Source organism: Bacillus sp. AFS029637 (assembly GCF_002584985.1).
Lineage (GTDB): Bacteria > Bacillota > Bacilli > Bacillales > Bacillaceae_G > Bacillus_A.
Genome location: NZ_NUPZ01000021.1, coordinates 41,275 through 55,738 on the forward strand (window position 1 = coordinate 41,275; position 14,464 = coordinate 55,738).

The 14,464-nt window shown below is 34.3% G+C and carries 11 protein-coding genes, 5 pseudogenes and 1 other annotated feature (1 of these 17 cut by a window edge); of the genes and pseudogenes, 11 read left to right on the forward strand and 5 right to left on the reverse strand.

Annotated features, from left to right (window positions below; all coding sequences use genetic code 11):
• Nucleotides 1-63: a binding site (T-box leader), on the forward strand (it extends 160 nt beyond the left edge of the window).
• A 44-nt stretch (nt 64-107) separates the two neighbouring features.
• A complete protein-coding gene (thrS, locus tag COE49_RS09470) occupies nt 108-2,027 on the forward strand; it encodes a threonine--tRNA ligase (RefSeq protein WP_088230304.1) in 1,920 nt (639 codons plus the stop codon).
• Nucleotides 2,028-2,300: 273 nt separating this feature from the next.
• Here thrS and COE49_RS09475 read toward each other — a convergent pair whose 3' ends face one another.
• Nucleotides 2,301-2,798: a DAPG hydrolase family protein gene (locus COE49_RS09475; RefSeq protein WP_098253441.1), complete on the reverse strand. Its 498-nt coding sequence runs from the start codon at nt 2,796-2,798 to the stop codon at nt 2,301-2,303.
• 157 nt (nt 2,799-2,955) lie between these two features.
• On the opposite strand from COE49_RS09475, the pseudogene COE49_RS09480 reads away from it, so the two are divergent.
• The 8 genes and pseudogenes from COE49_RS09480 to COE49_RS28000 all read left to right on the forward strand — a co-directional run.
• Nucleotides 2,956-3,102, forward strand: a pseudogene (locus COE49_RS09480) (TetR/AcrR family transcriptional regulator); the annotation flags it as partial.
• 12 nt (nt 3,103-3,114) lie between these two features.
• Nucleotides 3,115-3,243 (forward strand): annotated as a pseudogene (locus COE49_RS09485) (IS3-like element ISBt2 family transposase); the annotation flags it as partial.
• 269 nt (nt 3,244-3,512) lie between these two features.
• A complete protein-coding gene (locus COE49_RS09490; protein WP_088233352.1) occupies nt 3,513-4,280 on the forward strand; it encodes an ABC transporter ATP-binding protein in 768 nt (255 codons plus the stop codon).
• A 12-nt stretch (nt 4,281-4,292) separates the two neighbouring features.
• Entirely contained in the window at nt 4,293-6,176 is a 1,884-nt protein-coding gene (locus COE49_RS09495) for an FtsX-like permease family protein (protein ID WP_088233351.1), read from the forward strand.
• A 221-nt stretch (nt 6,177-6,397) separates the two neighbouring features.
• Nucleotides 6,398-7,264, forward strand: coding sequence for an ABC transporter permease subunit (locus COE49_RS09500; RefSeq protein ID WP_098253440.1), 867 nt, complete (start codon nt 6,398-6,400; stop codon nt 7,262-7,264).
• A 1-nt stretch (nt 7,265) separates the two neighbouring features.
• Nucleotides 7,266-8,267 carry an ABC transporter permease gene (locus tag COE49_RS09505; protein ID WP_098945876.1) on the forward strand — a complete coding sequence of 334 codons (1,002 nt, stop codon included), beginning with the start codon at nt 7,266-7,268 and terminating at the stop codon, nt 8,265-8,267.
• 318 nt (nt 8,268-8,585) lie between these two features.
• The gene (locus COE49_RS09510; protein ID WP_098945877.1) at nt 8,586-8,876 is read left to right on the forward strand and encodes a heterocycloanthracin/sonorensin family bacteriocin; all 291 of its coding nucleotides are present in this window, start codon (nt 8,586-8,588) and stop codon (nt 8,874-8,876) included.
• A 219-nt stretch (nt 8,877-9,095) separates the two neighbouring features.
• Nucleotides 9,096-9,233, forward strand: a pseudogene (locus COE49_RS28000) (peptide ABC transporter permease); the annotation flags it as partial.
• 45 nt (nt 9,234-9,278) lie between these two features.
• Here the strand turns inward: COE49_RS28000 and COE49_RS09515 are convergent.
• Nucleotides 9,279-10,979: a pyruvate oxidase gene (locus tag COE49_RS09515; RefSeq protein ID WP_088233349.1), complete on the reverse strand. Its 1,701-nt coding sequence runs from the start codon at nt 10,977-10,979 to the stop codon at nt 9,279-9,281.
• Nucleotides 10,980-11,060: 81 nt separating this feature from the next.
• Entirely contained in the window at nt 11,061-11,798 is a 738-nt protein-coding gene (locus COE49_RS09520) for a ZIP family metal transporter (protein ID WP_088233348.1), read from the reverse strand.
• A 142-nt stretch (nt 11,799-11,940) separates the two neighbouring features.
• Here COE49_RS09520 and COE49_RS09525 point away from each other — a divergent pair, with 142 nt between their 5' ends.
• Nucleotides 11,941-12,822 (forward strand): MBL fold metallo-hydrolase, encoded by an 882-nt coding sequence (locus tag COE49_RS09525; protein ID WP_140417548.1) that lies wholly within the window; start codon nt 11,941-11,943, stop codon nt 12,820-12,822.
• Between the two features lie 65 nt (nt 12,823-12,887).
• Here COE49_RS09525 and COE49_RS09530 read toward each other — a convergent pair.
• Nucleotides 12,888-13,106, reverse strand: a pseudogene (locus COE49_RS09530) (DUF2441 domain-containing protein); the annotation flags it as partial.
• Nucleotides 13,107-13,302: 196 nt separating this feature from the next.
• Here COE49_RS09530 and COE49_RS09535 point away from each other — a divergent pair.
• Nucleotides 13,303-14,196 carry an alpha/beta fold hydrolase gene (locus COE49_RS09535; protein WP_088233346.1) on the forward strand — a complete coding sequence of 298 codons (894 nt, stop codon included), beginning with the start codon at nt 13,303-13,305 and terminating at the stop codon, nt 14,194-14,196.
• Nucleotides 14,197-14,248: 52 nt separating this feature from the next.
• On the opposite strand, the pseudogene COE49_RS27820 reads toward COE49_RS09535, so the two are convergent.
• Nucleotides 14,249-14,464 (reverse strand): annotated as a pseudogene (locus tag COE49_RS27820) (hypothetical protein); the annotation flags it as partial.

Here is a 14,464-nt window from a genome sequence, read left to right on the forward strand (position 1 = left end):
CCATTGTTTGTTTACAATGGGAATCTGGGTGGAACCACGGGTATAAGCACGCTCGTCCCTATTTTAGGGATGAGTGTGCTTTTTATTATGAAATGGAGAGATGAAAAATGAAAGAACAGATGATTGAAATTAAATTTCCGGATGGTAGTGTTAAAGAGTTTGTGAAAGGAATTACTTTAGAAGAAATAGCTGGATCCATTAGCAGCAGTTTAAAAAAGAAAGCAGTTGCAGGAAAAGTAAATGATCAGTTATATGATTTACGCCGAAATATTGAAGAAAATGCGGAAGTAGAAATCGTTTCTATGGATTCCGATGAAGGTGTAGAAATTACAAGACACTCCGCGGCACATATTTTAGCGCAAGCTGTAAAAAGATTGTATGGTGATATAAAGCTTGGAGTAGGGCCAGTTATTGAAAATGGATTTTATTATGATATGGATCTTCCAAGTAGTGTAAACGTAGAAGATTTACCAAAAATCGAAAAAGAAATGAAAAATATTATAAAAGAAAATATAAATATAGAGCGAGTTGAGGTTTCTCGAGAAGAAGCAGAAAAATTATTTCAAGAAATGAACGATCTTTTGAAATTAGAACTTTTAGAAGCAATTCCTAATGAGGAAAGTGTAACACTTTATAAACAAGGTGAATTTGTAGATTTATGTAGAGGACCCCATTTACCATCTACAGGGTATTTGAAAGCATTTCAATTAACTAACGTTTCTGGTGCATATTGGCGAGGTGATAGTAACAATCAAGTGCTTCAGCGCATATACGGTGTTGCATTTTCTTCTCAAAAAGAATTAGAAGAGTATTTACATTTTGTTGAGGAAGCAGCAAAGAGAAATCATCGTAAGTTAGGTAGTGAATTGGAGTTATTTATGTTTTCTGAAGAGGCTCCGGGAATGCCGTTTTATTTACCGAAAGGACAGATTATTCGTAACGAATTAGAAGCATTTTTAAGAGGCATTCAAAAAGAGTACAATTATCAAGAAGTACGCACTCCGTTCATGATGAACCAAGAATTATGGGAGAAATCAGGGCATTGGGGTCACTATAAGGACAATATGTATTTCTCAGAAGTAGATCATAAAAGTTTTGCATTAAAACCGATGAACTGCCCTGGACATATGCTTATGTTTAAAAATAAATTGCATTCTTATCGTGAATTACCGATTCGCATGTGTGAGTTTGGTCAAGTACATCGACATGAATTTAGTGGTGCTTTAAACGGATTATTAAGAGTTCGTACTTTCTGCCAAGATGATGCTCATTTATTCGTAACACCAGAACAAATTGAAGATGAGATCAAATCAGTAATGGCACAAATTGATTACGTATATAAAACTTTTGGATTTGAATATGAAGTAGAGCTATCTACTCGTCCAGAAGATTCAATGGGTGACGATAAATTATGGGAGCAAGCAGAAGCGGCGTTAGCAAATGTATTGCATTCATTGAATTATAAATATAGACTAAATGAAGGGGACGGTGCTTTTTACGGGCCAAAAATTGATTTCCATATAAAAGATGCTTTAAATAGAAGTCATCAGTGCGGAACAATCCAGCTTGATTTCCAAATGCCAGAGAAATTTGATTTGAATTATATAGATGAGAAGAATGAAAAGAAAAGACCAGTTGTCATTCACCGAGCAGTTTTAGGATCCTTAGATCGTTTCTTAGCAATATTAATTGAGCACTTTGGAGGCGCGTTCCCGGCATGGGTGGCACCAGTTCAAGTAAAAGTAATTCCAGTTTCAAATGCAGTACATGAACAATATGCAAATGAAGTGGTAAATAAATTAGCGCAAGCTGGTATTCGTGTTGAGCAAGATATGCGAGATGAAAAATTAGGATATAAAATAAGAGAAGCACAAATGCAAAAAGTACCGTATGTTCTCGTTATTGGTGATAAAGAAATGGAAAGCAAAGCTGTAAATGTACGGAAATATGGAGAAGAGAAGTCGGAAGGTGTTTCGTTAAATATATTTGCGGCAAGTATTGAAGAGGAAATAAAGAATAGAAAATAAAAATTGATTAGAAAATACACCATTTTAATGAAGTAAACTCGAATAGTGGTACATGAAAAAACATCTCCTGAATTGGCATACTAAGTATGTAATTTCAATGGAGGTGTTTTTCATTTGAAGGGAAGAGTATGTTACCGAGAAGAAGTAAAGTGGAAGTGGAAATGGATTGATTCGATATTGAATGGCCTCCAGTATTTTAGACGTATCTAAAACATTGGAGGCCAATTTGTTTTCTAGTTAGTCACTTATTACAAGTAAAGCTGTTAAGTTGTCTTACAGATTTTCTTCAAAAAGTTGCGGTAAAAATTTACTGAACTGACTCATTTCTTCTACATTGTGTTTATATAAACCACTTAGATTAATAAATGGTGGTAATCCTTTCGGGAAAATGAATGTAGAAGTCATTACTGTACCGTTTTCGGATTTTTCGTATTGATGTATTACTTGTGAAATTACATCGTCATCATCATCTAAACATGAACCCATTAAAACATGGCTGTAATGGGTATTTATAGGACAATCTTTAGGGTCTTCCCATCTAATTCTTAGTGGGAATTCTAGTCCATCCCCCGCAGATTCAATCGAAGCTGATATGGCTCCTACGTGTCCATGTACTTTAGGGTCAACTAACCACTTAAAATCAACATGCTCTTCTGGGTGCCATAGTTTATATCGTTCAGAGTTATCAATATTATCCCACCACCAGTCAATCATTTCTGGTGTTACGTCATTCAATTCATGTTCGACTACTAGTGATACTTGGTTTTTCATTTTTATACCTCCTATTTTTTAACCAACATAGTGTCGGTTATTTATATTTATTATTATAGTTTGTGTATCGCATGCGTTCAATAAACAGAAATAGCTGATCTGTTGTATTCTGAACACCTTATAAAAATATGTCTAAAAAAATTTAGGAGGGGAAAAATTGGCAAAAGCATATACTGATTTACGTATAGCTCGTACTAAAGAAGCAATACGTGATGCACGAACTGAATTAATACATGAAAAAGGGATGGACTCCATTACGGTTAAGGATATTACAACTAAAGCCAATAGTAATCGAGGGACATTTACTCCGAATTAAAATGTTTCTCAAATTAAGATATGGATGAAATGGTATCGTACAGATCAAACGTATTGTTTTCAATTATTTGTAGGAAAACAATATCTTTTTGGGAATGGGGCAAAAGAGTTAAGTGAATTGGAGCAGATTGTTTGAGTGTTTTAATCTGTGTCCCGATTTTGCGGTTTATTTCCAAGTGGTGTGTTTTCTTTTCTACCTTACAAAATTGTAAGGTAAATGTAAGGGAAATCGAATGAACGAGTTTTAGAAAAGTGAGAATATGAAGTAGGAGATAGGTTCATGGTACTTATGTAACTCTTTATATTTGAAAAGTTAAAAAATTCTTAAGGATTTACATGAGAAAAAGATAAGAAATATATGAGAAATTTATACTATACAAAAGGGATGGAGTGAAAGTGATGTCAACAAATGTAGTAACTGTAGAAAGTGTAGAAAAAACGTATGGGAAAAGAAATGAAAATCAGTCGAAAGCATTAAGGGGTGTTTCATTAAGTATTAAAGAAGGGGAGTTTGTAGGGATTATGGGTCCTTCTGGATCTGGAAAAACGACATTACTTAATGTGATTAGTACACTTGATCAAGCGACTGGTGGTAGTGTGACGATAGCTGGCATAAATATTACTTCTATGAAAGGTAATGCATTATCAGATTTTCGATCTCAAAAATTAGGATTCATTTTTCAAGATTTTAACTTACTAGAAAATTTATCAATTTATGAAAACATCGCTTTACCACTTTCTTTGCAAGGAGTACCATCAAGTGAGATTACTGGAAAGGTCAATGAAGTTGCAAATAAATTAGGGATTACTGAAATTTTAACGAAATATCCGTCCGCTGTTTCTGGCGGTCAAAAGCAAAGAACAGCGGCAGCACGAGCTTTAGTACATAATCCAGCAATCGTATTAGCAGATGAACCGACAGGAGCGCTTGATAGTAAAAACGCAAAAAGTTTATTAGAAGCGATGCAAGATTTACATGAAAATCACAATGTAAGTATTTTAATGGTTACACACGATGCTTTTAGTGCGAGTTATTGTGAACGTATTTTATTTATTCAAGACGGTCTTCTATATAAAGAGTTACATCGTCAAGGAACACGAGAAAATTTCTATCAAGACATTTTAGGTGTGCTTGCTCATATGGGCTCAGCTGCTGAGTCTAAGTAGGGGGGCGAGACTATGTTATTCAAATTATCACGTCATAGTATGAAAAAGATGTTAAAAGACTATATGGTTTTACTGATTGGTCTCGTTATTAGTATTAGTATTTTTTATATGTTCCAAACGATGGCGATGAATAGTGAATTTACGAAAGATAATAGTCTGATTAGTAGTATTAGACTCGTCTTCTGGGTTGGTGCAATACTATTATCTTTCATTACGGTATTTTATATTATATATGCCAACTCTTTCTTGCTCACATTAAGAAGAAAAGAACTAGGTATGTACATGATGCTTGGAGCAAAAAAGAAAAAAGTAGCACAGCTATTATTTATTGAAACATTCGGTATGGGTATTGTTAGTATTATTATCGGTATTTTAGTAGGAATGTTACTAGCAAGTGTAGCAGGAAACTTTTTAATAAATGGCATGGAAATTTCAGCAAAAGGTAGTTATTCATCTGTATATACACCAGCGATTATAGTTACAGCTATATTCTTCTTAATACTATTTTTTATTACTGGTTTAATGAATAGCATCCGTTTATTACGTAAAACAGAACTAGAGTTAATTCGTGAAGATGAAACATTAGATGAAGTGAAGAAAAGTAAAACTCGCATTATTATAATGACAGTATTTGGTATGTTACTAGTAAGTACAGGGTACTATTTTATGGTGAATATAAAATTATTTGCGGAAGTCGGTTTTATAATAGCGACAATCGTTACGACACTTGGAACGTATTTTATTTTCAGTTCATTGCTCCCATTTTTTGTGATGAAAATTAAAGGAAATAAAAAACGAAATGAAACGGGCTTAAATAGTTTTACATATGCACAGCTACGCTTTCGAGTAAATAGTTTATCGAGAGTATTAGGCACTGTAGCGATGCTAATTGCATTAGGTGCAGGTGCAATGACAGCAGGTATGGCATTTCAAAAAAATGTAGGTATTATGACAGACTTCTCACGTGTTTATGATGTTGTCATTCATGATCCAAATGAACAAGATAGAGCAGCATTAAAAGAAATGGAAATTGTTGAAGAAAGCAAGTATAAGTATAAAGTAGATGGAGAAGCGGTGTATTACTTACGTAACGACTTAACTGCAAAACCGCCACTTGTTTCCGATCATTTTGATACAAAAACTTTAAAAGAGCCTGCACGTAAACGTGTGGCTGAACCTTTAACTGAACCTGTCTATTCTGCTTTGGACGCTCCCGAAGCAGCGAATAAGCTTCCTCGCATGCCAAAAGATTGGGAAGATGCAGTTGTAAGAGAAATACAAATTACACATAATCAATTTAACGGAAAACCTGTAAGAATTGCTGATGAGGAGCATTATAAGGCAGTTCAAGGAACAGAACATAGTGTAATACTAGTAAGAGTAGACGATATGAAAAAATATAAACCATTGTTGCTCGACATAGATAAGAGACAAAAAGAATTAATTGAAAAAACAATAGGTGCAAAAGTAGAACTATATACGAAAATGACAATTTATCAGTTCATGAACAGTTTCATGAGCGGAACAATGTTTATGGGATTTTTCCTCGGAATTGCCTTTTTAGCAATGATGGCAAGTTCCCTTATGTTCAAAATATTAACAGGTGCTTCACGTGACGTACGCCGCTATGAAATGTTACGAAAAATCGGTGTGAGACGCAGTATGTTAACGAAAAGTATATATAAAGAAATTTCATATTTATTTATCTTCCCAGCGATTATTGGTATTTCCCACGTGTTAGTAGGGCTTAACTTATTCAGCTTTATATTAGTTGACCCATTTGTGAAAGTATGGGTGCCGATAGGGATCTTCTTGGTCATTTACTTTATTTATTACTGGATAACGGTTCAATTGTATAAAGGTATGGTAATGCCGAAAGAAGAGGTAGCAAAATAGTTTAAGAAAAAAGCCCTTGTTTTGAAAACAAGGGCTCTTTTCTAGTATGTAATGAATTGAGAAGGAAAATGTTGGATAAAAGTCGAAAAATATAATACAGCTCCGAGAAATGACGGGAATCGCAACGTTTTGTCGAGAGAGGGGTGATTTCATTACAAGGTATAGGCACAATACATGGTATTTATTTCTGAATATTCATTTAAATAAAAGGGGTAATTGTTATGTTTATTCGAATTGGTAAGTGGTGTGGGGTTACATGTTTACAATTGTTTGCCGCATTTATTTGTATTCTTTTTTTAGGGGCGCTACCACGTTTATTTAAAGGACTGCAAATTGATTTAATCGGTTTTTGGAACACAGTTGTGTTTCTTGGAGAGAAGTTACTTCAACCGGGTGAAATTACTTATGGATTTCGGAATTCAAGAAAGTTATTTCCACAAATATGGATTCATTATGTAGAGACAATGTTTGTGTTCCTTTCCGCATTTATACTATCTTTACTTATTGCATATTTTATCGTCGTGTGGGTATTACAACGCTCGCAATCAAAGCAACGAATATGGAATGGAGTTTTTGTAGCGCTTGAAAGTATTCCAGATATTTTATTAATTTTACTATCTCAGCTTCTAGTTGTAATTATCTTTCAAAAAACAGGATTTATGCCGGTGAAACATGCGGGATTGGGTGAGGAAAAAGTGCGCATGTTACCAATAATATGCCTTGCTATACCTACAACATTATTATTTATTAAGCTACTATTATTACGTTTTAGAGAAGAATTAGAGAAAGATTATAGTATATTTGCCAAGAGTAAAGGATTAAGTTTAAGATATATTTTGACGCATCATATTTCAAGAAATGTCTTGTTAACAACAGTCTATTATGCAAAAACAAATATTTTATTTATGTTATCAAATTTATATATTATTGAATGGCTATTTAATACGTACGGCATGTTTGTTTTTGTAAAAGAAAATTCTAAATTAGAAATATTTACAGTGAGTTTAGTTATATTATACGTACCGCTTTTTATACTATTTCGTATATTACATACGCTGCTGCAAAATGTTATAAAGGAGCGTGTGTAACATGTGGCAAGTTGTAAAAAGGGATGTTAGATTTTGGATAGGTGTTACTTTTTTGAGTGTATTAATGATTGTTAGTATTGGAAATACGGTGTTTTTTGATGGGAATATTCGTGAAATAACGATGATGTATAACGAGAAGGGAGAATTAGAGGCTGCTCCATTTTCACCATCTAGTAAATTTTGGTTCGGAACTGATGTGAAAGGACGCGATCTTTTTCAATTAATAATAGAAGGGGCAAAATGGACCGTAGGAGCGAGTATCGTTATCGCAGTTTTACGTGTAGTAATTGGCGGAGCTATTGGCTTATTACTTGGTATGTACAGTAAACGCTCATTTCCAGTTATTTCATCCTTTTTTGATCCCTTTAGTATTGTACCGATGATTATGATTTCCTATTTTATATTAAAGGAAGTTTTAATGTTCGACAGTGGGGAGGCAGCTGCTCCGTTTCATTTGCGAGTTGCATTTCAAATTTTAGTTCTTACATGTCTTGCAGTACCGACAGTTATGTTGTATGTAGCGCAAGAAGTGAAGCGTATTAAGAAAGAAGAATTTATGTTGGCGGCAACAGTGCTTGGAGGAAGTAAGTGGCAGAGACTGAAGCACCATGTATGGCCACATATGTTACCATCTTTTCTTTTATTAGTAGCTCAACAATTTGTAAGTGTGCTATTACTTCTTATGCATCTTGGTTTACTTAAGTTGTTTTTCGGAGGAACGATAATGTTTGGATTAGATCCAGATAGTGTAACAAAAGAATGGACAGGATTAATTGGCCAAAACTTCCGTCACTTAACTACACACACATGGATTGTATTAATACCAATCGCTTTCTATAGTATGACAATATTGTCGGGAAATCTGATTAGTAATAGTATGCAAGATGCGATAAAACTAGGAAACGTAAGAATGCCAAAGAAGAAGGATAAAGAAGTGAAAGTAGAGAAACAATCGCAGCCTACCGTGAACGGTTTTTCATTTCATAGAGAGCTATCAAAATAGAGGAAGGTAGCTGAAAATAATAAGTTTTCAGCTACCTTTTTTATATTTTAAAGGGGAGGTAAAACTGCAAATACTTGTTTATACGGAAAAGCAATTTTTCCAGCAAGTGCACCAGGGAAATTATAATTTCCATTTATAAAAATGAACCCATAGTAAAAAAACTAAAAATGGGTATATGAACAAGGTGCATCATCTAGTGATAGGTCATATTTTGTTGGTGTACGTATTGAACTTAGTTTATAGCGCTATTTCTACTTAGATTTAACAGACAGAAATATAGGAAAGCATCTATGGGGTCGTAGTTAATAAATGGAGGTTATGAAAATGAATAAGTTTCAACAAGAACTACAAACGTTAAGCCTGAATGATTACCATTCTGGAAATATTGTGTATTGGGACCAGCAAAATCAATATCCATATTACTATATAGAAGATGCTGCTCGTCGCTGTGGCGGTTGTGGTCGTTGTGGTGGTGGTGGATTTCGTTGTGGTGGATTCCGTTGTTTTGGTTGCTTCGGTTGCTTTAGTTGTGGCGGCTGTGGTGGTTGCTCTAATTGTTTTAATGGTTTTACTGATACTACTGGTACTATTGTAACATATGAATATTGATAAGAGACAAAAGGAATCCATTTTGAAAAAGATTGATTAAAACGGATTCATACTTTTTAAAGCATTATACAAATTTTATAAAAAAGCGCTAACAAGTTTGCAAACGAGCTTGCTAACACATATACGAAATAGATATAAAATATCGCTGATATGTCACTTGAAAAAAAGACTTAATTAAGTAGATAATATTAATGTGAATACTCAAAAATCATTCGTGATATTAGTAATAGTATGCAAGAGGCAGTTAAGCTAGGAAATGTGAAAAGGCCAAAGAGGGAAAATAAAGAAGTGAAAGTAGATAAGAAAATACAGTCTAATGTGAATAATATTTCTTTTTATAGAGAGGTACAAAAATAAAATAAGATAGCTGAAGACAATTTGTTTTCAGCTATCTTATTTTGTTTAAAGGGGAGGTAAATCAATTTTACCTTCTTCAAATAATTCTTTTATCATATGTTTCGTATAACCAGCTGCTTGACCAAATGTGATTTTTGCTGGCATTGGTGCTTCATTTACATCTACAACTACATCAATAATACACGGTCTGTTTTGTTTTACTGCACTTTCGAAAGCAGGAAGTAGTTCATCTAAATTCTCAACACGGTATCCAATACCACCACAAGCTTCTGCGTATTTTGCAAAATCAGGGTTTGTTAAATCTGTGCCGAATTCTATATTACCCATAACCTCTTGCTCGAATTTAATCATAGCAATTTTATTGTTGTTCAATACGACAACAACGATTGGTAGCTTATATTTAACAGCTGTTACAAAGTCGTTCATTGTCATTCCAAACCCACCATCACCACAAACTGCAAACACTTGTTTATCCGGGAACGCAATTTTCCCAGCGAGGGCACCAGGTAAACCACAACCAAGTGTTGCAAGCCAGCTAGAAATGATAAATTGTTGGTTTGTCATACGGAAATGTCTTGCTGTCCATACTGTTACATTGCCAACATCGACTGAAAGGATTGCATCATCTTCTGCCACTTGCTGTAAGGCATGCATAACTCGCTGTGGTTTAATTGGAGTGGATGAGTCTTCTTCTTGATTGTGTAATTTTTCTTCCCACTTTTTCATCATTTCTTGATGGTGTTCTAAGAAAGTATGGTCTTCATGTTTTTCAACATTTGCAACTAACCATTTTAATGTTTTATCAGCATCACCAGCTAAGCCGATATCTGTCACATAACGCTTTCCGATTTGGGCAGGATCTGTATCGATATGAATTGTTTTTGCCTTTTCGGGTAAGAAACCAGTAAATGGATAAGAAGTACCAACCATAATTAAAGTATCCGCATGTTTCATTGCTTCATAAGAAGGTTTCGTTCCAATTAATCCTAATCCACCGATACAAAGAGGGTGTTCATCAGGAATAATTCCTTTAGCTGGTAAGGTAAGAACGATTGGAGCGCCAATGTGTTCTGCAAATGCAAGTAAAGACTCTCTCGCATGTTTTGCGCCTTTTCCAGCTAAAATAACAGGCTTTGTCGCTTCATTTATTGCGAGTTTCGCGGCAGATAAATCTTCTTTTTGAGGAAATAGCTCAGGCAATGTAAAAGAAGTGTTTGTAACACGAGCACCATTTTTCACTTCAAATTTCGGCACATCATCTGGAATAGTAAGAACGGACACACCTTTTTTCGTATAAGCCATTCGAATGGCTTGGTTCACTACAGCAGGTAACTGTTCTGCTGACATAATGCGCTGGTTATAAACCGCAACATCATCAAACATTCTTTCCAAGTTTACTTCTTGGAAAAAATCTGTTCCGAGCAAATCGCTTTCTACTTGTCCTGAAATTGCTAGTACAGGGGCTTTATCGAGTTTGGCATCATATAAACCATTGAGTAAATGGATTGCACCTGGTCCTGCAATAGCCATACATACGCCTAGTTTTCCTGTTAATTTCGCATAGGCAGCCGCTGCTAATGCGCCAGCTTCTTCGTGGCGAACTTGGATGAATTTAATTTTGTCTTGTTTTTTTCTTAAAGCTTCAATTATAGAATTGATGGAATCCCCAGGCATACCGTATATGTGTTCTACTCCCCAGTCAATTAATAAATCAACTAATGCTTCACCAGCTGTTTTCTCAAACATAATGGTTCCTCCTTATAATAGGTAGATAACATTATGTTTTGGAGAAAAAGGAAAAATATACAAATGAAAAAAATTTTAGCTTTAATGATGACCAGCGAATAGTGTAAATACTGTTATTAGTAATAAACCACTAGTTGCCCATGTTAAAAACGTAAGGAAAGAGAGCTGTTTTTTAGCTTTCCAAAGCATTTCATGAATTGTGACATAGCCAAGTGAACCGATAGCACTTCCCATAATGAGCCCTTGCAGGTGAAGAGCTTTTCCTTCCATCAAAATGCCAAAAACCGTACCGGTACCGAGAATAAGAGAGAGTAATAAAGTTGTTAATAAAAAGGAAATATATTTATGCTTTGTAAAGAGAAAGGGGATTATTAAAGCTAATCCTTCTGGAATATGATGAATAACAATTGCTATTAAAAAGGGAATGGCAGATTCGGCATGACTAATAAAAGCTGTGCCTAAGGCGAATCCACTTGGCATATTGTGAATGAATATAGCGAAAGAGAGAAAAAGGAAAGTTTGCCATGCTTGTTGATCTTTTTTATGTATCATTGGATGATGAAAATAGTTATCTAATAAGCTCATAACTAAAATACCGATAGCTATACCAAGTATAGGACCAATTATTTCATAGCCTGAAAATGTTTCAGGAATAATTTCAAGTGATAAAAGTCCAAACAAAATCCCACCACATAATGCGTATAAACGATGCATTTTTTCTTCAATTAGTTGGCGTGTTGCTACTCCAACTGCCCCTCCTAATAGTAATCCCCCGAATGAAAAAAACGTAACAATCATTGGAATCCATAATCGTTCCATAGTATCACACTCCGATTCTATACCCTTATTTTTAGCTTACGAGAGGGAAAGTTAGATTAGTCCAAATTATTATGACTAATTATAGAGAAAAAACTGTAAATTTATTATAATTTACATATTAAATTGAAGAGAGTAGTAGTAAATGGAGGGATTAGTTATGCAACAAATTAAAAAAATAGGAAACTCATTTTGGTATATGACACCTGTTTCTGAAACGGATAGACCTATATTAGGAATGGTCGTTGGAAAAGAGAAAACTTTAATGATTGATGCAGGGAATTCAGAAGCACATGCACAATTATTTTTAGAAATGTTAAAAGAACAGAATGTATCAAGTCCTGATTTTGTGGCGTTAACCCATTGGCACTGGGATCATATTTTTGGATTGCCTGTACTGCAAGATGCATTATCTATTGCGTATTCTGAAACAAAAAAAGAGATGAATACATTAGTTTCTTATGAATGGACAGATGCAGCTCTAGACGCACGAGTAAAAGAAGGTACTGAAATTGAATTTTGTGCGGATTGTATCAAAAAAGAGTTTAGTGAAAAACCAAGAAACATTAAAATTATTCCTCCGACCGTAACGTTCCAGAATCAGCTTGAATTAGATCTTGGTGAAGTGACATGTGTGTTAAAACATGTTGGAGGAGATCATGCACATGACTCTGTTGTTATGTATATTAAAGAAGAAAAGATATTGTTTTTAGGAGACTGTATATATGCAGATATTTTTTCGGCAAAGAGGAACTATACGACGAAACGAACATTTAAGTTAATTGAAGAATTAGAGGGATTTGATGCTGAGACATATATTCTTTCTCATGGGACGGCTATAAATCGGGCTGAATTTTTACAAGAAATTCATTTATTGAAAACAGTAGGAACCTATACAGAGACTTTTAAAGGTGATAGAGAGAAGATAAAGGCAGCGTATAAACAAGAAATAGATAGAGAATTAAATGAAGATGAGTTAGAAACGATAGAGTATTTTGTAAATGGTTATGAAATGGTTAAAAGGTAATAATAATTCAATTAGAATATACAAAAAAGTATTGAAGGTTAATTCAATACTTTTTTGTATATGGTTTATAGCATATTGGCAGTTGAAAAATCATCAATAATGTCCACCACTTCAATTTCGCCATTAATCAGTAGCTCAGGAAGTTCATTTCTAATATTTCCTTTCCAATACTCTCTAGCTTGTTCAATTTTTTGAGAGAAAGGAATACCATCTTCTTTCGGTAAAAGGTTCCCATCACCTTCAAAAGAATTTCCAGTCACTCGTAGTTTAACAATCTGCACAACTCAAATATTTTGAGTTGTGTTTTTTTGTTAATTCCTAGTTATTTTCATATGGATGTGAAGTTTATTTTTGTTGTTTTAGTAATTTTCGAATCAGAATAGGAAAGAGATTAGAGGCGGAAAAATAAAGGAGAAAATGCTAATAATTAGAATATGTACATTTAAGTAGCAGTAAATGAGCGATAAGGAGAGAAGATAAGTGATTCAGTATATGTTGCAAGATGGTGTACACTATTTGAAAATCAATGAGATTTTGCATTGGTGTAAAGTTGCAGGGAGAGCTCATAATACAGTTCCTCTTATTATTGTACATGGTGGTCCAGGTGGTAATCATTATGTATTCGAAAGAACACTTGGGTTGAGGTTAGAAGGATATATGACTGTAGTTTATTACGAACAAAGAGGATGTGGACGAAGTGAGGCACCACAAGATGATGGTGAGTACTCAATCAATACTCTAGTTGAAGATTTAGAGGAATTAAGAAAGCAATTAAATGTAGAGAAGATAAATTTGTTAGGATATTCTTTTGGTGGACAGCTTTGTTTAGAGTATGCTTTGAAATATCCGAAAAAGGTCGCAAAAATGGTATTACAAGCACCATTGTTAGATGATTTTAATGATATGTATACTGTGCAGATAGAAGGTTTTCTACAAGTAACGAAAGGGGAAATGAAAGAACAAATATCGATAATAAGCAAGTCAGAAATTCCTTTAAAAGAAAGATATAATCAAGTGTGGAATATAGTTGATAAAGAAACTGTAGATCGACTATTGTTTAAAGGTGAAGAATTTGCAAAGTTAAATCGAAGTCTTTGGGAGGAAAGTCAGTTAAATAATACAGGGAAGATGAGTAAAGTTATTTTTGAAACAAAATCACCTTTACCGCTTATTGAGCGCATTAAAGATTTAGAAATTGATACGTGTGTCATAGTCGGGGCGCATGACTATAACACGGGTGTAGGAATGAGTAATAGAATAACGAGAAAATTGAAAAATAGTAAACTTGTTATATTTGAAAATAGTGCGCATTTTCCAGATATCGAGGAGACGGATAAAGTATGTGAAACGCTTATTGAGTTTTTGGAACGATAGGAGGATGTTAAGATCAAACCAAGTTAATAGAGTGGAAGCTTTTATTAAGAAACTATAGGGGATCGCTAGCATTTCGGAAAATCCCTACGCTAAGAGCATACGAAATTTTATACAGTTTTTCGGTTAATCCAATAACAAAAAAGAATCCTAAAACCGCATCAGTATAGGACTGTATAAAAACGCATAGATCCATAGAACAAAAAAGGAGGTTCCCTTGTGAGAGTGGGGTTTCTCCTTTTCTTGCTACCGATAATGTTACGTTATGGTG

Bases quoted from the DNA above. Each gene is read 5' to 3' on its own strand.
- thrS (WP_088230304.1), top strand. From the start codon at position 108: ATGAAAGAACAGATGATTGAAATTAAATTTCCGGATGGTAGTGTTAAA.
- COE49_RS09475 (WP_098253441.1), bottom strand. From the start codon at position 2,798: ATGAAAAACCAAGTATCACTAGTAGTCGAACATGAATTGAATGACGTA.
- COE49_RS09490 (WP_088233352.1), top strand. From the start codon at position 3,513: ATGTCAACAAATGTAGTAACTGTAGAAAGTGTAGAAAAAACGTATGGG.
- COE49_RS09495 (WP_088233351.1), top strand. From the start codon at position 4,293: ATGTTATTCAAATTATCACGTCATAGTATGAAAAAGATGTTAAAAGAC.
- COE49_RS09500 (WP_098253440.1), top strand. From the start codon at position 6,398: ATGTTTATTCGAATTGGTAAGTGGTGTGGGGTTACATGTTTACAATTG.
- COE49_RS09505 (WP_098945876.1), top strand. From the start codon at position 7,266: ATGTGGCAAGTTGTAAAAAGGGATGTTAGATTTTGGATAGGTGTTACT.
- COE49_RS09510 (WP_098945877.1), top strand. From the start codon at position 8,586: ATGAAAATGAATAAGTTTCAACAAGAACTACAAACGTTAAGCCTGAAT.
- COE49_RS09515 (WP_088233349.1), bottom strand. From the start codon at position 10,979: ATGTTTGAGAAAACAGCTGGTGAAGCATTAGTTGATTTATTAATTGAC.
- COE49_RS09520 (WP_088233348.1), bottom strand. From the start codon at position 11,798: ATGGAACGATTATGGATTCCAATGATTGTTACGTTTTTTTCATTCGGG.
- COE49_RS09525 (WP_140417548.1), top strand. From the start codon at position 11,941: ATGGAGGGATTAGTTATGCAACAAATTAAAAAAATAGGAAACTCATTT.